16 protein-coding genes and 1 pseudogene are annotated in these 22,362 nt (G+C 32.5%); 5 read left to right on the forward strand and 12 right to left on the reverse strand.

Going from position 1 to position 22,362, the window contains the following annotated elements:
• Positions 1–89: 89 nt before the first annotated feature.
• The 6 genes and pseudogenes from LXH21_RS08780 to LXH21_RS08805 all read right to left on the reverse strand — a co-directional run bounded on the left by LXH21_RS08780 (position 90) and on the right by LXH21_RS08805 (position 5,357).
• Positions 90–932 carry an endonuclease/exonuclease/phosphatase family protein gene (locus tag LXH21_RS08780; RefSeq protein WP_239864817.1) on the reverse strand — a complete coding sequence of 281 codons (843 nt, stop codon included), beginning with the start codon at positions 930–932 and terminating at the stop codon, positions 90–92.
• Between the two features lie 12 nt (positions 933–944).
• A pseudogene (locus LXH21_RS08785) lies at positions 945–1,211 on the reverse strand (DUF6804 family protein); the annotation flags it as partial.
• Positions 1,212–1,250: 39 nt separating this feature from the next.
• Entirely contained in the window at positions 1,251–2,330 is a 1,080-nt protein-coding gene (locus tag LXH21_RS08790) for a hypothetical protein (RefSeq protein ID WP_239864821.1), read from the reverse strand.
• Positions 2,331–2,333: 3 nt separating this feature from the next.
• Positions 2,334–3,530 carry a hypothetical protein gene (locus LXH21_RS08795; RefSeq protein ID WP_239864823.1) on the reverse strand — a complete coding sequence of 399 codons (1,197 nt, stop codon included), beginning with the start codon at positions 3,528–3,530 and terminating at the stop codon, positions 2,334–2,336.
• Positions 3,531–3,906: 376 nt separating this feature from the next.
• Positions 3,907–4,044 (reverse strand): hypothetical protein, encoded by a 138-nt coding sequence (locus LXH21_RS08800; protein ID WP_239864825.1) that lies wholly within the window; start codon positions 4,042–4,044, stop codon positions 3,907–3,909.
• A 236-nt stretch (positions 4,045–4,280) separates the two neighbouring features.
• On the reverse strand, positions 4,281–5,357 hold the full coding sequence (locus LXH21_RS08805; protein WP_239864827.1) for a phosphatidylinositol-specific phospholipase C1-like protein: 1,077 nt from the start codon (positions 5,355–5,357) through the stop codon (positions 4,281–4,283).
• A 300-nt stretch (positions 5,358–5,657) separates the two neighbouring features.
• Between LXH21_RS08805 and LXH21_RS08810 the strand changes: the two genes are divergently transcribed.
• From LXH21_RS08810 to LXH21_RS08825, 4 genes are all read left to right on the forward strand, one after another.
• Positions 5,658–6,173 carry an RNA polymerase sigma factor gene (locus tag LXH21_RS08810; RefSeq protein ID WP_239864829.1) on the forward strand — a complete coding sequence of 172 codons (516 nt, stop codon included), beginning with the start codon at positions 5,658–5,660 and terminating at the stop codon, positions 6,171–6,173.
• Positions 6,174–6,292: 119 nt separating this feature from the next.
• Positions 6,293–7,201 carry a FecR family protein gene (locus LXH21_RS08815; RefSeq protein ID WP_239864831.1) on the forward strand — a complete coding sequence of 303 codons (909 nt, stop codon included), beginning with the start codon at positions 6,293–6,295 and terminating at the stop codon, positions 7,199–7,201.
• 78 nt (positions 7,202–7,279) lie between these two features.
• The gene (locus LXH21_RS08820; RefSeq protein ID WP_239864833.1) at positions 7,280–10,555 is read left to right on the forward strand and encodes a SusC/RagA family TonB-linked outer membrane protein; all 3,276 of its coding nucleotides are present in this window, start codon (positions 7,280–7,282) and stop codon (positions 10,553–10,555) included.
• A 3-nt stretch (positions 10,556–10,558) separates the two neighbouring features.
• Entirely contained in the window at positions 10,559–12,325 is a 1,767-nt protein-coding gene (locus LXH21_RS08825; protein WP_239864835.1) for a RagB/SusD family nutrient uptake outer membrane protein, read from the forward strand.
• 84 nt (positions 12,326–12,409) lie between these two features.
• Here the strand turns inward: LXH21_RS08825 and LXH21_RS08830 are convergent, their stop codons facing one another.
• From LXH21_RS08830 to tsaD, 6 genes are read right to left on the reverse strand one after another with little or no spacing between them, the layout of a single operon-like run.
• On the reverse strand, positions 12,410–12,976 hold the full coding sequence (locus LXH21_RS08830; protein WP_239864837.1) for a hypothetical protein: 567 nt from the start codon (positions 12,974–12,976) through the stop codon (positions 12,410–12,412).
• A 9-nt stretch (positions 12,977–12,985) separates the two neighbouring features.
• Complete coding sequence (locus tag LXH21_RS08835; protein WP_239864838.1) at positions 12,986–14,167, reverse strand: THUMP-like domain-containing protein; 1,182 nt, start codon at positions 14,165–14,167, stop codon at positions 12,986–12,988.
• Positions 14,168–14,169: 2 nt separating this feature from the next.
• Positions 14,170–15,261 (reverse strand): AI-2E family transporter, encoded by a 1,092-nt coding sequence (locus tag LXH21_RS08840; RefSeq protein ID WP_239864846.1) that lies wholly within the window; start codon positions 15,259–15,261, stop codon positions 14,170–14,172.
• A gap of 50 nt (positions 15,262–15,311) precedes the next feature.
• Entirely contained in the window at positions 15,312–15,956 is a 645-nt protein-coding gene (locus LXH21_RS08845) for a DUF4159 domain-containing protein (protein ID WP_239864847.1), read from the reverse strand.
• Between the two features lie 16 nt (positions 15,957–15,972).
• Complete coding sequence (locus LXH21_RS08850; RefSeq protein WP_239864849.1) at positions 15,973–16,683, reverse strand: 16S rRNA (uracil(1498)-N(3))-methyltransferase; 711 nt, start codon at positions 16,681–16,683, stop codon at positions 15,973–15,975.
• A 3-nt stretch (positions 16,684–16,686) separates the two neighbouring features.
• On the reverse strand, positions 16,687–17,709 hold the full coding sequence (gene tsaD, locus LXH21_RS08855) for a tRNA (adenosine(37)-N6)-threonylcarbamoyltransferase complex transferase subunit TsaD (protein WP_239864859.1): 1,023 nt from the start codon (positions 17,707–17,709) through the stop codon (positions 16,687–16,689).
• A gap of 306 nt (positions 17,710–18,015) precedes the next feature.
• Here tsaD and LXH21_RS08860 point away from each other — a divergent pair, with 306 nt between their 5' ends.
• Positions 18,016–22,347 carry a translocation/assembly module TamB domain-containing protein gene (locus tag LXH21_RS08860; RefSeq protein ID WP_239864861.1) on the forward strand — a complete coding sequence of 1,444 codons (4,332 nt, stop codon included), beginning with the start codon at positions 18,016–18,018 and terminating at the stop codon, positions 22,345–22,347.
• The last annotated feature ends 15 nt before the right edge of the window (positions 22,348–22,362 follow it).

The raw sequence follows: 22,362 nt of genomic DNA on the forward strand, positions 1-22,362 counted from the left end.
ATTTGGGTAAGTCTTTAATTAAATAATATCAGTGCCAATACAAAGTATGATTTACTCAGGATTGAAATTCGTTAAAATAAAAGAAATACTTAATTAATTACGATTTCTGCCCAGATAGGAATGTGGTCTGAGATGGAGCGTGCCTCAGGTAAAGATTTAAATTTATCGTAAAATAGTATCACTCCAGAATTCTTAACTGTAATTTTATTTGAATTGTAGAATACATTATCAAATTCCGACGCCAAACATTCTTCTAATACGCAATCTCTTTTCAAGGAGGTTTTTTGATCTTTTAAAATTGGTAGGTAACCCATTTTTCGTAAAGGATTAAAAACTGTATGTGATTGAGGACAATTGAAATCTCCAGTAAAAACTAAATTCAGTGCTGGATATTGTGCCGGTAAAAACTTGAAATATTTAATCTCTGTCTCAGGCTGTTTGCTTTTGGTAATAGCGTGAAAATTAACCAAAGTAAAAGTTTTATTATTTATCTCGAAAGTGCAGTAATATGGTTCTCTATCTATTTCAAGATGGTATTTTTGCTCTAACCATGCCTGACCCACTTTTTTTATTTTATTTGTTTTCCATAAAAAAGCATATCGCTCTGTTTTATAGGCGCTGCTAGAAGTTGGTTCGCTTATGGTATAATCCCATTGAGTACCTGTTCGATTCAGTTCATCTGCTAATTTGGCAACAGCTTGTGACCCGCCATATCCCGCCACAACTTCCTGAATAGCTACCACATCAAAATCTCTAAGCGTATTGGCCATAAATTCGATTTCGCTGTCCGACTTAGACTTGCCTAAGTTTTCAATATTCCAAGATACAATTTTGGTTTGGGCGTAAAGACCTCCAATTTGTACTAACAAGAAAATAAAGAGGAATAGAAAATGTAGTTTAAAAGAGGAGAATCGATTTTTTATAATATACATTTTTAGGGCTGCTTATTGTTTTTTCGAAGATAAGGCAATAGATCCTAATAAACCAAGCGCGACGACAGCATCGACTATATTCCAAATCGTTCTCCCCAATGCAATTTTAAAAAAGGGTTGAAAGAGTAATACCAGTGCGATATAAATAATTGCTTCATTCTTGTTTTCCGCACCCGCTGCCAACACTGCTAAATACCCAAATCCTACCATACCCAAAAACCGAACGAGTTGAAAATAACCGTAATGCAAGGGTAGGAGGCATGCTAGTAGGAGGATGGCGAGAGTGAGTTTTGTTTAAAAATTTACTACCTACTAAAGTCAGTTTGCTACAAAAGTTGAGATATAATTAATTGTTCGACTGCTTGCTTGCTCATGTTGAACAAATCTAATATTTTTTTTATTCACTTCGGAAAGCCAATCTTCCCAATACGTTTTTAAAATATCAAAATCGTAACCTTTACCTATTTTTCTTTCATTAACTTCACAAATTAAAATTTCGGTTTTTGATAAATCAATATCGACTTTTGGAATGCTTAAACCTCTTTTGTTAATTACTTCTAATATATTATTATTTGAAACAGCAGGATAAAGATATTTTTCAAACCCTTTTATCTTTGTGTCTGCAATTTTATTTTCTGCCTCTAAATATCCATCTGTTATTATTATTATTTTATTCGTAAAATTATCAAACAAAGTCGATTTTTTTAAATGATTTTTCAAGTACCTTCTAAAATAAAAGCGGTAGTCTGCTCCAAGTGGTTTTTCTTTTGCCAAATTATACAATTGTTTTATACTAGCTCTAAATTGTTCATCTTTATCCTTTGTGAAATATAGGATATTACTTTTACCTGTGTGTGAAGATAGATCGAATTGTAGTTCGTTTGCAACTTTTCCAAATTGACCTTTAGCCTGATCAATATCTGTAATATCTATGATCAGTTTATCTTTAGTGTTTTGCTTAAGTTTTGAATAATTCACAAAAGACTGCCATATAGTTTGTAAAACTATGGAATCACTTTTAATCTGATTAGGATTATTTGTTGAATCAATAATTCTTCTTGAGAGATCAGGAATAACTATTAAATTTAAACTAGTGGGAGGTGGTGGAAGCCAAGATCTACATTCATCAACTTCAACTTCAGTTAATTTTAAATCAGATAGCTTTGTTCTTACTTCAAATAAAAATTCATCGTTATCAAATAGATCTGCTTTGTATTTGTACCATACCATTTCAATATCTTTTTTACTATAACTAACTTTTAATTCTTTCAAAGCTTTACTCAAATTTGAAGGAATACTAATTACATAAATGAATAAACAAAAGAATAATAGAGCTCCTGCTAATATATATAATGGTTTATTATCCTTTTTTTTCTTTTTTAAAGTAGAGTGTTCCATAAGTTAATTATCTAAATTTAAATTTTGTATTTTATTAGCTAGCCATTTGATTTGTGCTTTTATTGCCTCATTGTTCAATGTAAGTGCTAATTCTGCAAAAGAGTTGCCATGTGTGTAATTTTGCCAACCTCCCATAAATTCGCCTATTGAACCTTTTAATGATGCTATGTTTACTGGAATAACTCCATTTTCATATCCAATTATATTATTCTCTTTTTCTTGAATATTGTTATCGAAATTGATAATATCACTCTCTAGTTTATGAATTTTAGTAATTATCGCAGAAAGTTCCTTTCTTTTTTCGCTTATTTTTGAATTCAGATTTTCTACTAAAAGTTTAATTTTTTCATTTTCAGTTTTTAAATAAGAATGACTAAGTACAAAGTTTAGTAATATTCCCCATATAACATAAACAACAAAGCCTAAAACTAAAACCAGATAGAAATTAATATCTTTGTAGATCATATTGAAATGCCAATATTCTGTAGTGGTACCGCTGTTAAATTCATTTAGATGCACTCCATATGATATCTTATAGCCTATAAATATATCAGCTAATAATGTAATCAGTAACAATGCTGATATTAAAGTGTATGTTTTTGGTTTACCTTCAGCGATTAGATTTTTATTAACTTCTATTGAATTATGAATTAGAAAACCTAATCCTAAAAAAATTACAGGGAATAAGATAATTATAGCCATTACTCCTCCACCTTTGTTAGATGCATCTGCAAAAACATCTGGATTTATAAAACCTAAGTTACCTTGCTTTATTCCGTAAAATGCAGAATATCCGCTAGATGAATAAAAAACGAAAAGATACATTGTAAGTAACAAAGTTATAAATGCGCCAATTACAAATGATGAAGTGTCACCTAATTCAGCATCACCATTTCTAATTTCAATTTTTTCAATTTCTAATTCTTCAATTTCTTTCTCTTTAACATCTTTATGACTTTGAAGGGATGATACTTCAGCTTTTGCATCATTTTTTTTCATTTTTTCTTGCTGTACTTCAGCTTTTAATTTTGAAGTTCTGTCTTTTACACCTTGCTCATCTAATTTTTGCTCTTCAAGGAATTTCTCATAAACGTTGTCTAAATAACCATCTAATCCTCCTGGGTTTGATTGTGATTTTTGTGCAGAACGAAAACCATATTGTTGATATGTAATTTTACTTTTATCTTTAATTTCTTCCATTTATTTTATGTTTTAATATTTATCACATGTATATTTTGTCACCGTGTAGAGTAACTATTTTTCAAAATAGGCTCTACAGTTTTCTTGCATAATTAATGCTTTTTGGTATCAATCGAATTCTATAATGTTTAAGTTAAAATTTTACCCAAACCTACTTCGATATAATACATTTACATTACGGAAAACCGTAATCAGAGTAAATAAAAATTTATAAGTAAATAAAAATGATAAGATGTACAGCTGCAAACCGTTAATAAATAGGTGGTTAGCTACAGTATGTGCTAGATAATTATCTCAGCATATTTTATTACATTCAAATAAAGTTCAATTGATTAATGGATTGAATTTAGTATTGATAAGCAAACAATTGATATATTTATCGTGAAGGAGGTGGCGGAATGGAATAGGAATTTTCATTTGAATGGTAACGCTTTTCCATTCCGTAAAATTTCACAATAATAATGGTAATTACTACCATGATAGATATAATGAGTACTGAAGTTAATTTTCGCATTTTAAACATTTACATTTTATAATTGACGTTTCATTTGTAGTTTAATAGGGGCTAAGATCAAACTTTTGTCAAAGGTCATTATATAGAATGTAAGTTTATTACGGTAAACCGTAAATGCAAGAAAAATGTATAAACGAAAAAAAAACTTCCTATTGGAAGTTTTTAATTAATCTCTAGTCAAAATTGCTTTTAGCTACGTTTATAACTTAACTTATCAAGCAGTGATTTGTTAAGAATTATTTTTTTGCATCGCGATTAATAGGATTTACTCGCATATAGCCGCCGTCATTGAATTTTACTTGATAGGTAGATTCAAAAAAGGTACTGGGCTTGTAATAATCTGTGGTTATAATCTGCGCTCCAGATTCTTTTGCATCTTCAAAATGTTTGTAGTCATTGTTACGAGCTTCCTTGGTGTTGCTGTCTGCTCGGGTTCTAATAATGTAACCCTTTTTTACCAGATTGGTAATAGTACTATCCTCAGGATTATTTCTGAATAGTGTTGCAGCTTCTGGCGTTCCGGGTTCTGCATTGACAAAAACCATTCGACCTTTTAAAGAAGGATGATTTGAGATATACAAATCTCTTTTTTTGCCATTATCATCAAGAATAAATAAAAATTTGCCTTTTGCATTAGCTAATGATGGCCAATTATCATTTAATACTGCTTGTTCTAGTGTACCAAATTTCCCGCGTACCATGTCTGGTGTTACAATTTTATCAGTTCCCAACTTTGTTTTTATAACCTGATCTACCTGATCAAATAACGACGATGTAAAAGCTTCGGGCTCTGTACCAAATTGATTTTTACTACCGTCTTTAGGTTCAAGCGTTATAAAAATAGGGGTATGTCCAGGATTTGCATCAGACCATTTTTTTAAATCTAGTAAGCAATCATCAAAAGTATAATAGGCTGTTCTAAAATCGATATCGGGCACATGCAGTATTTTGAAGCCTGGTTTTTTCATCTTGCCCTCTTCATCATAAGCTTGATCTGCTGCGGCAAGTAGTAATCCTTTTGGCTGCGCGTATTTTCCACCTTTGCTATCTGCATAAATGTCAATTTCCAAATTGCGCAGACCCATATTCAATTGTTCTACTATCGAAATGTGCTCATATTGCAATCCCTTTAGTTGATGTAATGAATCTTTAGATTCCAAAAATTGATATAACTTAGGTTCAATTGCTTTTTTGTAACTGTTGTGGGAACCAATTACCTGTATTTTATTGATTTTCAACTGATCATTAATTGTGCTGATCTGGCAAAGTGCAGTAGAAGATGCAATAAGTGTAAGTAAGTTAAATATTTTCATGTCATTTTTTTGTTAGACTTTTTAAGGAAATTTTATAGCAGATTTTGAAAGTAAAATTAAAAATCTAAAGTTATGCATGTTCATCTTTTATATAAAGAAATTACAAGTTAACTATTATCTTAATGTTACTCTATATCGTTTTGATATACATACTATATAATTGAACTAATAAATGTTGTTTGATTTTTTCTCTTTAGATTAATTTCTATGCTTTCAATTGCTACTTGATATTGTTAATTTAAATATAACCTTTAGGTAAAAGAGATTGTGAAATATTTCTATTATTTCGCAATTCAAATAATGATGCTTTTTAAAATGAATAATTCTTTCGACTTTGAGGAAATATATAATAAGCACTGGGAAAAGTTAACAGCATTCTCGTTAAAAATAACCCAGGATAGTTACTTGTCGCAAAACGTGGTTCAAGATGTTTTTATTGATTTATTAGAAAGAAAAAATAGTCTTCAGATTGATTCCATAGAAAATTATTTATTTAGAGCTGTAAAAAATCAAATTTTTAAAAATTATAGAAATGACAAATTTGATAAAACAATTCTAGAAGACAAATTTGAAAATTATGTGATAGATAATTTTAATGCAATAGATACAGAATTGACCGATAAAATTTATATTCTAATTGATGGTTTGCCCGAAAAACGCAGGGAAATTCTGTTAATGAATAAACTTCAGGATATGAATATAGATCAAATAGCAGCTGAGCTAGATCTCTCCAGACAAACGGTAAAAAATCAAATTTCATCTGCTATCAAGCAATTAAGACAAGGTTTAAAAGAGTTTACTTTTCTCTTTTTATAAAGTGTAGTTCCAAATAGTTTTATGGTGTTTTGTTATAGTAACCTTCGCTTAACAATCTCATAATATTTCTAGATAGTACGATTTTTTGATTATGGTACTTAGTTGTAGAATTACATATTATGACAAGAAAGATAAAGCATACTCTAGAGCAACTTATTGAAAAAAGCTTGCAAAAAACAGCAACTAGAGCCGAGGAAGAATTACTAGAGAACTTTATGCGCAAAGAGTATGATGAAAGTTCATTGAATACACTTACTACTGTAAAGGGGCAAGATTTCCACAGCTTTGTAAATAGAAGCAAGAAAAGAAAGAGATCTCGTTACACCGCTTACGGCATTGCCGCGAGTGTACTCATTATTATAGGTATAGGTTTTACAGCAATCAAACCTACTATAATAGCTCCCCAGATGATTACTGTACATACGGGTAAAACGGCAGATTCAGTCCATCTAGTTGATGGCTCTGTAATTTATCTGGCAGCAAATTCTGTGTTTGAATATCCAGAAAAGTTTGAATTGGGAGAAAGAAATGTAAAATTGAGTAGGGGGAAAGCCTTTTTTGAGGTAGCAAAAGATTCTCTTCATCCATTTATCATTCATTCTGGAGATGTCAAAACTAGAGTTGTTGGAACTTCCTTCCATATTCAAATGTCAAAAGGCAAATGTAACGTTATCGTTGCTACGGGGAAGGTCAATGTATCGGCAGAAAATCAGAATGTTGATCTGTTACCGAATGAAGCAGCAAATTTTGAAAATAATAAGCTAGTAAAAAATAAAGTATCAAAACTATTGGTTGTAAACTGGTACAGTCGGGACGTTGATTTAAAAAATGTAAAATTATTTGACGCATTTGAATTTATAGAAAACAAATACGATGTGCATTTCGATAGTTCGAGTAACACTGTTAGAAATACCTCATTGACTTTATTTATTGAAAAAAATGCATCGCTAGAAAATATCCTACTTCAAATGAACTATATCACTAACTTAAAATTTAAGACAAATGAAAATACCATAACTGTTTATTAATTTATCTAAAAAAAAGCCATAGTTGCTACGAACAACTATGGCCGACAAATAAAAGTCATCAACTAACAACTTAAATAAATGTATTTTAAATTTCTTTACTTAAAACAGAAAAGCATATTCTTACTGATGGTATTTACGCTATCATGCCATTTGGGATATTCGAATGAAACGATTAATGAACTACCAAAAATAAAAATTAATTCACAAAAAGCTACATTAATTTCGATATTCTCGCAATTAAGTAATCAAACAGGTTATAAATTCAGTTACGGAGAAGCTATTATTCAAGATCATAAACATTATGAAGTCAGTTTGACTGATGCTTCATTAATTTCGTTCTTAAATGATTTAGCAACCAAGGCTAATTTTGATTTCAATGTAATAGACAAATTGGTCTTGATTAAAAAAAGAGTTACCATCGTTAATAAAATAACCGAACAACAGCTTGTTAAAGGGACTATTGTAGATGAAATGGGACTTCCGCTTCCTGGTGCCACTATTATAGAGAAAGGTACAAAAAATTCTAGTGTAGCGAGTATTGATGGGATGTTTCAACTGAATGTTGCTCAGGGAAGAACAGTAGAGGTATCTTATGTAGGTTATAAAACAAAAGCCATAGTAGTAAAAGGTTATGTTATGACTATCAAATTAGAACCTGATGCATCAGAACTGACAGAAGTAATGATTGTAGGATATGGGAAGCAGTCAAAAATTGATGTAACAGGTTCTGTAACGCAATTAAAAGCTGAGAATTTTAAACAGGGGGTTAATATATCTGCTGATAATTTACTTCAAGGTAAAGTCGCTGGTGTACGCGTTGTAGGAACAAGCGGTGAACCAGGTGCAGGTGTCAATGTTTCCATTCGTGGAGTAGGTTCTATCCGTAGCGGAAGTACACCACTATTTGTTGTCGATGGTGTGCCATTATCAAATGATGATGTAAGTCCGTCGGGAACCAATGTTGGATTTGGTTCTTCTGCTGCCAAAAATCCTTTGAACTTTTTGAACACTAGTGATATTGAATCGATAACCGTTTTGAAAGATGCTTCTGCATCTGCAATTTATGGTGCTAGAGGATCAAATGGAGTTGTGATTATAACTACCAAAAAAGGTACCAAAGGAGAAGCTTCTTTCACAGTAGACTCTTATATGGGCTTTTCATCTGTAGCAAAAAAATTGGATGTGCTTACTGCAGACGAATATAGAAGTGCCATTACAGAACCAGCTTTCGATCATGGAGGGAATACAGATTGGCAGGATGTAATATATAGAACTGCAATTACAAAAAACAATTCTTTGTCATTTGCTAAGCAGTCAAATTCAGGAAATTATTATGTGTCATTAGCACAAATGGACCAAGAAGGAATTGTAAATCAAAGTAACTTCAAGCGTACATCGGGAAGAATTAATGCGGCGGAATCCTTTCTTGATAACCAAAGGTTGAAGGTAAAGGTTAATTTAACCGCTAGTGAGACCAAAGACAATGGAGTTCCAACAAGTGATGATGGAGGTTCAAATGGACAATTGATCATTCATACCCTAATGGCAAATCCAACTCGATCAGTATTCGATGAAAACGGAGAATACACTAACTTCAATATGAATGCTCACTATAATCCAGCTTATCTTTTAAGTATATATGAAGATGAGACTCGTACATTAAGAGTTTTAGGGAATGTGGAAGCTTCTTTTCGAATAGTCAACGGTTTGGAGTACAAATTAAACTACGGTATCGACCGTTCTATCGCAGAAAGAAATACAACTATCTATCCAAATAAAACAGATTTAAACCCGCTGGGCAAATACGTTCAAAATAACCTTGAATCACAAAGTTCACTTTTAGAACATTACTTAACTTATAGCTTAAATGCAAACAAGCATAAAGTAGAGATTTTAGGTGGATTCTCTTATCAGAAATTTGAAAGATCGGGAACATCTTTTAGTATCGACAATATTGCGAGTAAGGATACAGGAATACAACCAGCTAACAATCCTGGCTATCAAGGCTTACAATCGGGTGTCACTGGTTTTGCTCAAGAGAATGAATTGCAATCTTATTTTGGAAGAGTCAATTATACTTTCGATAAAAAATATTTGTTAACTGCTTCTATGAGAGCAGATGGTTCTACCCGTTTTGGAAATAATAATAAGTACGGTTATTTTCCTTCTTTTGCTTTAGGGTGGAATATTAACGAAGAAACATTCCTAAAAGAATCTTCTGTAGTTGATAATTTAAAATTACGTAGCAGTTGGGGTCAGACAGGAAATCAAGAAGTACAAAATAAGATTACACAAGCAAGTTATGCTCTTTCTGGTGCAGACGGCTATTATTTGTATGACGATTTAGCTTTAGTAAATGGTATATCAGTGGCGCGAACACCAAATCCTAATTTAAAATGGGAGGTTGTCACTCAGTATAATGTCGGACTAGACTTTAATCTATGGAAGGGAAAATTGTACGGTACGCTGGATTATTTCAATAAAACGACCACAGATGCAATTTTGAACATTCCATCTCAGGTATTAAGTCCCACAAATACCGTTTGGGTAAATATTGATGGTAATATCGTTAACAAAGGTCTCGAATTTATGCTTGGTTCTCAGATATTGAAAACACAAAATTTTTCTTGGGACATTGATGTTAATGGAGCTACTCTTAACAACGAAATTAAAAATTTACCAGTATCAGAGATTCTGTCGGGAACAGTTTCTGGGCCAGGTCAGTCAGGTGTCTTGGCAAATATTTATAAAAGTGGTTATGCTGCAGGTTCTTTTTATCTGTTAGACCATATTGGTTTTGATGAAAATGGAGCCAATGTGTATCGAGACACAAATGGAGATAACGTCATAAACAATAGCGATAGAATTATTATTGAGGGTGCTATTCCTAAATTAACCTATGGTTTCAATAGTATGATGCGTTACAAGAATTTTGATTTTTCCTTTTCTATAATCGGTCAATCAGGCGGTTATTTACTTAATAATACAGGATTAAATGCTTTAAACATTAATAATTTGGCTTCTGATCGCAATGTATCTTCTGATTATTTTTATTCTGGAGCAAATGCTACCAATGCCCCTACATTATCAACTTTGTATTTGGAGAAATCAGATTTCATTAGATTGAACACAGCCCGATTAGGTTATAACTTTCAATCAAATAAAATAAAATGGATGCAGGGAGTAACACTGTATATTACAGGACAAAATTTGTTGACATTTACAAATTACAGTGGCTATGACCCCTTAATCAACAGTCCAAAATCAAGCGGTGGAAACCAGTCAATCGGAATCGATTACTCAAGCTATCCTACATCTAGAACTTTTATCCTTGGAGCAACTTTAAAATTATAAGTCATGAAATTAAATAAAATAGTTATAAAAAGTATGGTACTTGCCATCGCAACATTACTCTTGTCAAGTTGTACCAATTTAGATGAGGTTGTACTTGATGAAATTTTGGGTGCAGATGCGTCGAGTGTTGATGGTGCATTGGCAGCAGCATATGATCGCCTAGGAGATGGTACATTTGTTGGCAAAAGTGTTTTTTCAATGCAAGAATTTACAACAGATGTTGCCTTATTACCTACGAGAGGGAGCGATTGGGGTGATGGAGGAAAATGGCGTGCAATGCATGAGTTTACTTGGAACTCTAGCAATGCAATTGTAACGGATAACTGGAATTTACTCACCAATGGAATTACGAGATCACTTTCTGCCATAAAAATAATTAGTAATAGCGAATCTGCAGATAAGGATATGTTTTTGGCAGAAGCAAAAGGACTTTTGGCTTATTATACTTATACTACATTAGATTTATATGGTCAAGCTCCTTACCGTGACCCGTCGATTGATGATGGGCCACTTGAAATATTACAAGCGGCTGAAGCTATAGATAAATTAATAGTGGATGTTGAAGAAATAATTCCTAATCTGGCTAGTTTGGGCGAAAAGAGTACGCATACGGGGAGGTTTACAAAAGAGGCCGCTTACAGTTTATTGTCTGCCATGTATTTGAATAGGGCAGTGTTTAAAGATCGTTATAATGCCAATTCTAATTTTAATTTTACAGAAGCGGCTGTATCAGGTACCGGTACTGATATGGACCGCGTGATTTACTATACTTCTCTACTAATTGATACGGGCAAATTTAAATTAGAGAAAAATTATTTTGATAATTTCAGTATTGACAATTCTAAAGGATCAGAGTTCATATTTGTAATAGTGCAAAAGATTGATAATATAAGGAATGGCGATAATGATTTTGCATACAATTCGATGGAAAGAAATCAAAGAGCTTCCCCATCAAACAGAGGAACAAATGCTTCTTGCACTACACCTGAATTTTATCACAGTTGGGACAACAACCATGATGACCCACGTTTTGCCAGAGCTTATCAATATAGCGATGGTACTTGGTTTACAAATACTGAAGTAGGAAGTGTTCCTGCGACAGATATTGTGCCTAATAGTGACAACTTGCCTTGGTTTCATTTTACCAGAGGTATGATCGACGGACCTCAATATGGACCAAAGTTAACATCAACGGGTGATTTTGAAAGAACAACGGATGGTAGGATAAAGGTATCCGAATTGTATATGGAGAAAAGCACATCTACGCGAATGAACTTTACGCCTGAACTTAATTTTGATAATCCAACGCAATCGGTGTTTGCTCAAAATCAAATCAATCGCGGTGTAAGATGTTTTAAATGGGAATTTGATCCAGAAGCAGGTAACGGTGCGAGCAAAGTAGACATTCCGTTATTCAGACTAGGAGGGATCTATACCATGAGAGCGGAAGCTTACTATCGAAAAGGACAAGTTGCATCAGCCCTTTCAGATGTAAATGCATTGCGAATTAATAGAACGCGAGAAGCTTTATATAACAATGCACCAGGAAAAGCCTTAACATCTATTGATAGTGAAGTTCTATACAAAGAGATTGGATTTGAAATGTATTGGGAAATGTACAGAAGACCACAAATGATTCGTTTTGGTAAGTACGATTTGGCATATACTGCAAAACCAGTTTCAGAACCTTACAGAAGAATCTTTCCTATTCCACAGCAGACATTAGATGTTACCAAAGATTTTATACAAAATTTTGGTTACACAAATTAAAAATAGCTCTTCATATAAATATAAAAATCCGTCAAAAACTAATTTGACGGATTTTTTATATTATAGAGTTCATTAGTAAATGATTTACTCAATACACTTCAAATAATTAATGAAGTAAGTTTCTGGTAAATATACTTTCTTATTCATTTCTGAGGTAACTTCTTTCTTTACCAAATAATCATCGGTACTTGTCAAAAATTTGATTCGCATTAAATTGACTGGAGAGCTTTTGAGGTCTTCAATAGAGCCTTTAATAAACATAAAAGTGCCCATTGTTAATCTACTATCAATTCCGTCGACATTGCGAATTAGCGTACCGCAACTTTCCTTGTCAAGATGTAGCATTGTAATCACTTTTCCATTTTGTAATTGAAGATATAACTTAGAATTTTTGTCGAAGCATTTGGCAGACATAAAATCTTTACTTTTCTGAATTAACTGAATGTTTAAACTAGGAAAACCATTATCAGTAACTAGGGAACAAAATATATACTCAGACTTTCCCGCAAAGTTTTTTTCTGAAATTAAGTATTCATTTGTTAGTTTGTATACGCCTAATGAATCGGTTACATTGACACTGTATTCACAATCTTTCTGAGCAAAAACAGCTGTATTGATAAGTAGAACGAATGCGATAAAAAGGTTTTTCATGTTTTGGTTTTATGGTATTTTGTTGCAAATTAAAACTATTTTATCATTATTTTCAATAGTTGTAAAAAAAGAATAGGTCGTACCACCATCTTTAATTTTCCATTTTTTACGAATATTCTCAACTGTCTCCGGAAAATTTCGGGTAGTAATGTTACTTTTTGTATTTGAAAGCTCAGTTTTAATTTCACTTTTATTATACGGAACCACCTTGTGAATTTCGAACCTACGACCAGGGAAATCAATCAATTCATCTGAAGTGTATAGGTGGGAATGTTTATGAAGCTTTTCTAAATTATAATTCAAAGCAACTTCAGTAAACCCGCCCGATTTCATGATCGCACTATTGGGCTCGTAAATATACCGCTTGGGCATTCCCATCAATGGCTCATTAGAATTTTCTCCTAATATAAAATCAAAGACTTCTGTTTTGTCTTTTAATAAATTGGCTGTTTTGATTGAAACAGGACCTACATATTCCTTATGTATCTCCCATAATAATTCTTTGACCTCATTTTCAAGTGCAATGACATGAATGTTTTTCACATTTTTCAATTCCGTCAGGGCAGAGCTAAGGTCTAATAATGGAGCTGTTTTTATTAATATTTTATTTGAGTATTCAAAATAAAAATCCAAATTCTCAGGTACGTTTGGCAAACAGTCTTTTAGCAAGAAAACCTTGCCCTTGGCGTCATTACGACGGCTAGGATCAATATAGATCCAATCCCATTTCTGAGAGAGATGCAATAAGGTTTCTCTGCTGTCACCAACACAACATTTAATATTTGAAACTTGCAATTGCTTTAAGTTGTGGGATACAATATTCGAAAGTTCAGGGTTAATTTCGCAATGTATTATTTGCGGTATCACTTTCGAAAAATAAAAATCATCTATGCCAAAACCACCAGTTAGATCTATTAAGCTCTCGCCTGAAACAAGAGTTGATTTGTAGAGGGCTGTTTTTTCTGATGAGGTTTGTTCTATCGAAATTTTGGTAGGATAAATAATGCTCTCTGTTTGAAACCATAATGGTAACTTATCCTTAGATTTTGCTTTTGCCTCTATTTGCTTTACAATATCAATCCATTCAACCTCGGGAAAAGGATTTTTTTGCAACGCCAATTTTGACAAAGGAATTGTTAAACTATTATTGATAAACTCTTGGATAGAGGATTTTAAAATAGGGGACTCCAAATCTAAATATTTTCGGTTAATACAGAGACGATTTTGTTATTTGGGAAAAACTCTTTTAATACGACTTTCAACATAGTGTAAATCGGAATCGCGATAATCATTCCGAAGACACCAAAAGTAATTCCACTGATCAAGATAACTAAAAATATTTCAAGGGGATGAGATTTTACACTTTTCGAAAATATAATTGGAGAACTAATATTGTTATCAATCACTTGCACAAGCAAAAATCCGATCACTACATAAATAGTCGTTGGTAAAACTTCGGTTCTAAAATCACTTCCAATTCCGCCAATTAAGGTAAGTATAGCTGCCAAAATAGTCGCTACTATTGGTCCTATGTATGGTATGATATTTAAAAGAGCACACAAAAACGCTATGATAAATGCATTTTCTGAGTTGAAAATTAAAAGTACAATCAAGTAAAGGATGAATACTGCCGTAAGTTGAATCAATAAACCTATAAAATATCTTGTCAGCAGTTTGTTAATTTTTTCTACAGAGTTCAAAATTTTATCTTCGTTTTCATCTGGGAGGATTAACTTGGCTTTTTCCTTAAAAATCAATTGATCTTTCATAAAGAAAAATGTGATAAAAAAAACAGAAGCCAACCCCATACCAAAACCTGCAATTAAATTTAAAATGGAATTGATAAAGTTGGTAAAATAATTGAAATTAATTTTGGAAGAGAGATTTGATTCCTTTAAAAGTTCCTGAAAATCTATGGAGTTAAGACTGAAATAATTTTCAATATTTTTTTCGATAGTCATGAATTGACTTTGTAAAGAATCAGTATCGAGCAGCGATAAATTTGAAGCTTGCGAAATAATTAGAGGTACAAATAGGAGGATGAAACCCACTAAAAGTGACAAAAATAACAGAAGGGTAAATACCGTAGCTACTGTGTTACTCATTTTAAGTCTAACATGTAAAAACCTAAAAATTGGACTAGCAATTAAGCACAATATCAATGAAATCACAACATATAATATTGCTGTTTGAATTTGATATAAAAAGTAAAGAACAAGACATGATATTACCAAAATAGTAACAGCTCTTACTATTCCGTTTGCAATAATTTTTGATGTGATCATAAGTTGAATTATATGGATTCAAATGTAGTTTAAAATCAGTCCAAAATTGCTTAGTTATTAAAAATGTAGTACAAAATATTAGCACCCATTTTTAATGCTTTCTGACGCACAGCTACAGGATCATTATTTACTTCGGCATTTTCCCAACCATCACCTAAATCAGCCTCGTACGTATATAGTAACACCAATCTACCTTTTACAAATATTCCAAATGCTTGCGGTCGTTTGCCATCATGCTCATGAATTTTGGGCAATCCGGTTGGGAAAGAATATGGTTTTTGAAAAATCAAATGCGATGTAGGAAGTTCAACTAGAGCTATATTGGGAAATATTTTTTTTATTTCCTTTCGAATGTATTCGTCCAAACCATAATTATCATCAATATGAAGAAAACCTCCCGAGTTGAGGTAATTTTGTAGATTCTTGATTTCATTTTCGTTAAAGACGACGTTACCGTGACCTGTTAAATGTACAAAAGGATAGCTAAAAATATTTGGGCTCCCAGGCTCAACAGTGGCTGGTTTTGATTTTAATGTGGTCGCAATATTTGAATTGCAAAATTGTATTAAGTTGGGTAGTGACGTTGGATTTGCATACCAGTCGCCACCACCACTATATTTTAACAATGCAAGCTCTTGAGCAAAACTGCTCAAAGAATAGGTAAGTAAAATAAAAATAAAACATATTTTTTTCATCTTATCAAAGCATTATTTAATTTTCATTAAAGAATGCTACACTGTGACAAGCTACCATTGCAGCCGTTTCTGTACGCAATCGTGTAACTCCAAGAGACACTGCTTGAAATTTATTATCTAATGCCAACTGAATTTCTTTTTCTGAAAAATCTCCTTCTGGTCCAATTAACATTGTTACGTCCTCATTTGCCTTTAATACAAATTTAAGTGTTTTTTTATCAGTTTCTTCACAATGGGCAATTAATCTAAGACCGCGCTTTGCTTCTTGAGCTACAAATTCTTTGAACGTTACTGCTGGATTTAACTTAGGTAAATACACTTCATTAGACTGCTTCAATGCTGATAAAATTATTTTTTCATAGCGATCTTTATTAATAACTTTTCTCTCTGATCGATCGCACAATATAGGAGTGATTTCATGTATTCCTATTTCTGTTGCTTTTTCTAGAAACCATTCAAAACGATCGTTCATTTTGGTAGGCGCAACCGCTAGATGTAAATAATAAGGTAAGGCTTCTTTTTTGGTTAATGATATAATTTCGACTGTACATTTATTGTCAGATGCCAATGTGATTTTGGTTTCAAACAAAAGGCCAAGGCCATTGGTTACATGAAGAATGTCTCCATCTCTTTTGCGTAATACTTTAATGATATGTCTGCTTTCTTCTTTATCAAAAGAAAAGTTTTTTGTAGTCTCTGTAAGGTCGCTATTGTAAAATAATTGCATAATTTAGAATTGAATTCGTGCTTTAGAAACTACGGTGGCAGTTTCAAATTTTTGGGATAAAAACTTTTGATAACCTACAATTCCAATCATTGCAGCATTATCGGTTGTGTATTCAAATTTTGGTATAAAGGTTTTCCAACCATATTTTTGTTCGCTTTCTTTCAATGTTTTTCTAATTCCCGAATTGGCAGAAACACCACCGCCAATAGCGATTTGAGTAATACCTGTTTCCTTAACAGCAAGTTTTAATTTGTCCATTAAAATTTCGATAATAGTATATTGAATAGAAGCGCAAATGTCATTCATGTTTTCGATAATAAAATTCTCATTCTCTAATTTCTTCTTTTGAATGAAATATAAGATTGCTGTTTTTAAACCTGAGAAACTGAAATCCAATCCGGCCACTTTGGGTTTTGTAAATTTGAATGCTAATGGATTCCCAAGCTGGGCATTCTTATCGACCAATGGACCACCGGGATAAGGGAGTCCAAGAATTTTTGCTGATTTGTCAAATGCTTCTCCTACGGCATCATCTGTAGTTTCACCGATTATAGTCATGTCAAAGAAGCCATCGACCTTAACAATTTGTGTATGACCACCACTAATAGTGAGTGCCAAAAAAGGAAATTCGGGTTTGTCATATCCTTCCTCATGTATAAAGTGAGCAAGAATATGCGCATGCATATGATTGACAGCAATCAACGGAATATTTAAGGCTATTGCCATAGATTTTGCAAAAGAACTTCCCACGAGTAATGACCCCATTAGTCCAGGTCCTTGTGTAAATGCGATTGCGGTGAGTTGTTCTTTCTGAATATTTGCTTTATTTAAAGCGGCATCTATTACTGGAACGATATTTTGTTGATGCGCCCTTGATGCTAGTTCGGGAACAACACCTCCATATTGTGAATGAATAAGTTGATTTGCCACAACATTTGACAGCACTTTGTCGTTCTGTAAAACAGCGGCGGCGGTATCATCACAGGAACTTTCGATGGCAAGAATAAAAACCTCGGAATTTTGCATAAAAAGGGACAAATTTTGAATTATATTTGACGAACCGAAATTTAAATTCTTTAATTTTACGGCGCAGCCAAAATTAAAGAATTTTTGTGAAAGGACAGAAGCTTTCGCTGTGCAATATCCATTTTTTAGAAAAAAATAAAAAACAAGAAAATTAAAAAGACTATTAAAATAATTTCAAGTATCATAATCGGATTAGTAATCCTTTTACTAGTACTTGCTATAGCACTTTCGACCTCATTTGTACAAACTAAAATTGCAAATTACGTAACGCAAACTCTAAATAAAGATTTTGGCGTTGATATCTCTATGTCAAAAGCCAAAATTAACGTTTTTGGTGGTGTAAAATTAAAAGATGTTCTTATAAGAGACCACCATAAAGACACATTAATTTATAGTCAAATTGTTAATACAAATATTCTTGATTTAAATAAGTTGGTAGAGGGTGACTTATTCTTTGGTGGTATTCGATTGGAGAATTTACTATTCAACTTAAAGACATATAAAGATGAAAAAGATTCAAACATTAATGTCTTTATTAATTCATTTAGCACTGGCAAGCCATCAAATAAACATACCTTATTTACCGCTACCGATGCTGAAATTGTAAACAGCCGCTTTATATTGACCGATGAAAATCGAGTGATTCCAAAGGACGTTGATTTTACTAAACTGAATCTGAAGCTAGTAAAGTTTAAATTATACGGACCAGAGGTTAATACCGTGATCAAAAAAATGTCGTTTTATGATCACCGCGGGATATACGTTTCCGAATTAAACACTATTTTTAGTTACAGTAAAAAACAAATAGTACTTAAGAATTTAGATATTAAGACAAAGGAGTCTTTGATAAAAGCCGACATGACTTTGCGCTATGATATCGCAGATTTTGCTGACTTTAATAATAAGGTACAATTTGATGGAGTTATCTATCCATCATTATTGTCTTCTAATGATATTCGACCTTTTTACAAAGACTTAGGTAAAGATTTAAAATTTAATTTGGCAACCAAATTAGAAGGAACTTTAAATAATCTATCTCTAAATAATATTAGTTTATACGACTCCGATAATACAAAATTATATGGAGCTATTAATTTCAAGAATATTTGGGGGAATAAACAACAACGCTTTTTGATGGATGCCAATTTGAGTAAATTAGCATCGTCCTATGACCGTTTGGTTAAATTGATTCCCAACGTATTGGGTAAAAAGCTACCTATTGAACTGAAAAGAGTGGGTAACTTCTCGATAAATGGAAATGTGCAGTGGAGCGCTACCGATCTTGATGCTGATTTCTCTATGGTTACAGATATAGGTAAAGTACAATCTGATTTGAGTATTAATCAAATTGATTTTATTGATAAGGCTTCTTATAACGGGAATATAATGACTCAAGGTTTTAACATGGGTATCTTGCTTGGAGAAAAAGCGCTAGGAAAGGTAACTATGGATGTTGAAATTGAAGGTGTAGGATTTTCGGAAAAGTATCTTGATACCGGCGTAAAGGGAGTTGTTTCTGAAATTTACTATAACAAATACAATTACAAAAATGTAGCCCTTAACGGAAACTTTAAACCACCATATTATAGAGGGAAAGTAAATGTTAATGATCTGAATCTTAATATGGATTTTGACGGATCGGTAGATTTAAGTAAAAAAGACAGTAAATATGACTTTCATGTAGATGTAAGAAATGCCGATTTACATAAGTTGAATTTTGTGAATGATACCGTCTCTAATTTTAAAGGAGATGTAGTAGTTCAAGTCGATGGTAATACAATTGAAAACTTACAAGGGAATATTTATATTAAAAATACTTCGTACCAAAATGATAAAGATTTTTACATTTTTGATGACTTTACGATCAATTCAATTTTTGATGCTGATAAAATCAGAACAATAACACTTGATTCTCCAGATATTGTTCAGGGGCAAATTATCGGTAAGTTCAAATTCGCAGATTTAGGAAAACTAGTTAGAAACTCTTTGGGGAGTTTGTATACCAACTTTAAACCAGAAGCTGTTAATAAAGGACAGTTCTTGAGATTTAACTTTACTATTTACAATAAAATTATCGAATTATTTTACCCCGACATTACCATTGCCACCAATACTGTGATGAGAGGGAATATAAAATCGGATTCTAAGGAATTTAAACTTAATTTTAAATCCCCTCAAATCGTTGCTGCATCTAATACCTTTGATAATATAAGTGTAGCTATCGATAATAAAAATCCGCTTTATAATGCTTATATCGAATTAGACAGTATAAAAACGAAACATTATAAAATTCGTGATTTTAGTTTGATCAACGTCACTGTAAAAGATACGCTATTCTTTAGATCTGAATTTAAAGGGGGTTCAAGAGGGAATGACTACTTTAATTTAAACTTATACCATACTATTAATAAAAATAATGAAAACGTTGTTGGTTTCAGTAAATCTGAAATGAAAATTAAAGACAATATGTGGTTCGTGAATGAAAAGGAAGAGAACAATAATCAAATTGTATTTGATAAACTTCTTAAAAATTTCAACATCGATGATATTATCTTATCTCACGAAGATCAAGAGATTGTATTAAGAGGAAAAATTAAAGGAACTACCAATAAGGATTTAAATTTAACCTTCAAAGATGTCGATTTATTTAATATCACTCCATCTGATGAAAAATTTGTGTTTAATGGTAATCTGAACGGTGCAATTAATTTTTCCCAAAATAACAATATATATAGGCCAACGGCTTCCCTGGAAATAGCAGGTTTAAATATCAATGATACCGAATTAGGAAATTTAAAATTTGACATAGAAGGAGATCAGAATTTAGAAAAATTTTCAATCAATTCTTTTTTAGAAAATGAAAATCTAGAATCATTTAATGCCAATGGAAACTTCACAATCGTAAATAACCAAACAGCTCTTGATTTGGATCTGAAATTGGATAAGTTTAACCTTGGATTGTTTAATCCTCTTGGGGGAGAAGTACTATCAAATATTAGAGGATTTATTACGGGTAATTCGCATGTAGGAGGAACTGTAAACAAACCAAAAATAAGTGGACGTTTATTTGTGGACAGTGCTGGAATGACGATTCCTTATCTTAATGTTGATTATGCTTTAGGCGAGGGTTCGATCATTGATTTATTAGATGAAAAATTCTTGTTTAGAAACAATGTCCTTACCGATTCTAAATTTGATACCAAGGGAATTTTGCGTGGTAGCATCGAGCACAATAAATTTATGGACTGGAAACTAAATTTAGATATCAGTTCTAAACGCTTGCTGGTTCTAAATACGGAAGATAGTGAAGATGCAGCTTATTATGGTACTGCTTTTATTGACGGTTCTGCAACTATAGTGGGACCTACAAATGGACTTTTTATTAAAGTAGACGCGACTTCTGAAAAAGGTTCTACACTAAAAATCCCAATCAATCAGGCAGAGAGTGTCAGTAATAATAGCTTATTACACTTTATTACAGCACAAGAAAAAAGTAATATCAAAAAGGGAATTGTAGATAATTCTAGAAATTATAAAGGTTTAGAATTAGAGTTTGACCTTGATATAACCCCCGATGCTGAAGTAGAGGTGATTTTGGATCGTAATTCTGGACATGGTATAAAAGGTAAAGGTTTTGGATCCTTATTATTCAAAATTAACACTTTAGGAAAGTTTAATATGTGGGGAGATTTCCAAGCATATGAGGGTTCGTATAATTTTAAATACGGTGGACTAATCGATAAGAAATTTGATGTTAGAAAAGGAGGTTCTATCTCTTGGGAAGGAAACCCAATGCGTGCTCAATTAAATTTGGAAGCCGTTTATACCACCATTGCAAATCCTGCAGTTTTACTAGAAAATTCCTCATTTAATACCAAAGTACCAGTAAATGTGGTGATCGGAATTAAAGGGGATTTAGCCAGTCCAGAACCTGATTTTAATATAGAATTCCCAACTGTGAGTAATGTGTTAAAATCAGAAATTCAATATAAATTGAATGACAAAGATGTGAGACAGACTCAGGCATTATATCTTCTGTCCTCTGGAGGTTTCTTGAGTTCTGAGGGTGTAAGTCAATCTGACTTCTCTGGAAGTCTTTTTGAAACAGCTTCGAGTTTATTAGATGGAATTATTAAAAGCGATAATGATAAGTTTAAAGTGGGCTTCTTATACACGGCTGCAGACAAACGCTTAGGGCAAGAAACAGACGGTAGAGTGGTCGCAACCATTTCATCACAAATTAATGAACGATTTACAATCAACGGAAAAGTTGGGGTGCCTTTTGGTGGAATAAATGAATCTGCTGTAGTAGGAAATCTAGAAGTGCAGTACCGTGTAAATGAAGATGGGACATTAAGTTTACGTCTTTTTAATCGTGAAAATGATGTGAATTACATAGGTCAAGGTATTGGATACACTCAGGGTATTGGACTTACTTATGAGGTTGATTTTGATACTTTTACTGAATTAGTAAATAAAATATTCAATAATAGAAAATTAGATAAACCACTTCAATATATCGACCAGTTCCAAGATTCTGATTTAGCGCCAGAATATATCAACTTTACCAAGCCGAAGAGTCCAAAAAAGGAAAGTTCAAAACCTACTATCGAAGGAGTTATTAAAGAGGAAGAGTAGGACTGTTATTCTCAA

Origin of the sequence: Flavobacterium algicola, from assembly GCF_022399565.1 — a bacterium.
Lineage (GTDB): Bacteria > Bacteroidota > Bacteroidia > Flavobacteriales > Flavobacteriaceae > Flavobacterium > Flavobacterium algicola.

Coding starts and splice junctions, on each gene's coding strand:
- tsaD (WP_239864859.1), bottom strand. CDS start 17,709: ATGCAAAATTCCGAGGTTTTTATTCTTGCCATCGAAAGTTCCTGTGAT.
- LXH21_RS08825 (WP_239864835.1), top strand. CDS start 10,559: ATGAAATTAAATAAAATAGTTATAAAAAGTATGGTACTTGCCATCGCA.
- LXH21_RS08830 (WP_239864837.1), bottom strand. CDS start 12,976: ATGAAAAACCTTTTTATCGCATTCGTTCTACTTATCAATACAGCTGTT.
- LXH21_RS08860 (WP_239864861.1), top strand. CDS start 18,016: ATGTCAAAAGCCAAAATTAACGTTTTTGGTGGTGTAAAATTAAAAGAT.
- LXH21_RS08805 (WP_239864827.1), bottom strand. CDS start 5,357: ATGAAAATATTTAACTTACTTACACTTATTGCATCTTCTACTGCACTT.
- LXH21_RS08820 (WP_239864833.1), top strand. CDS start 7,280: ATGTATTTTAAATTTCTTTACTTAAAACAGAAAAGCATATTCTTACTG.
- LXH21_RS08800 (WP_239864825.1), bottom strand. CDS start 4,044: ATGCGAAAATTAACTTCAGTACTCATTATATCTATCATGGTAGTAATT.
- LXH21_RS08810 (WP_239864829.1), top strand. CDS start 5,658: ATGATGCTTTTTAAAATGAATAATTCTTTCGACTTTGAGGAAATATAT.
- LXH21_RS08795 (WP_239864823.1), bottom strand. CDS start 3,530: ATGGAAGAAATTAAAGATAAAAGTAAAATTACATATCAACAATATGGT.
- LXH21_RS08780 (WP_239864817.1), bottom strand. CDS start 932: ATGTATATTATAAAAAATCGATTCTCCTCTTTTAAACTACATTTTCTA.
- LXH21_RS08845 (WP_239864847.1), bottom strand. CDS start 15,956: ATGAAAAAAATATGTTTTATTTTTATTTTACTTACCTATTCTTTGAGC.
- LXH21_RS08790 (WP_239864821.1), bottom strand. CDS start 2,330: ATGGAACACTCTACTTTAAAAAAGAAAAAAAAGGATAATAAACCATTA.
- LXH21_RS08850 (WP_239864849.1), bottom strand. CDS start 16,683: ATGCAATTATTTTACAATAGCGACCTTACAGAGACTACAAAAAACTTT.
- LXH21_RS08815 (WP_239864831.1), top strand. CDS start 6,293: ATGACAAGAAAGATAAAGCATACTCTAGAGCAACTTATTGAAAAAAGC.
- LXH21_RS08840 (WP_239864846.1), bottom strand. CDS start 15,261: ATGATCACATCAAAAATTATTGCAAACGGAATAGTAAGAGCTGTTACT.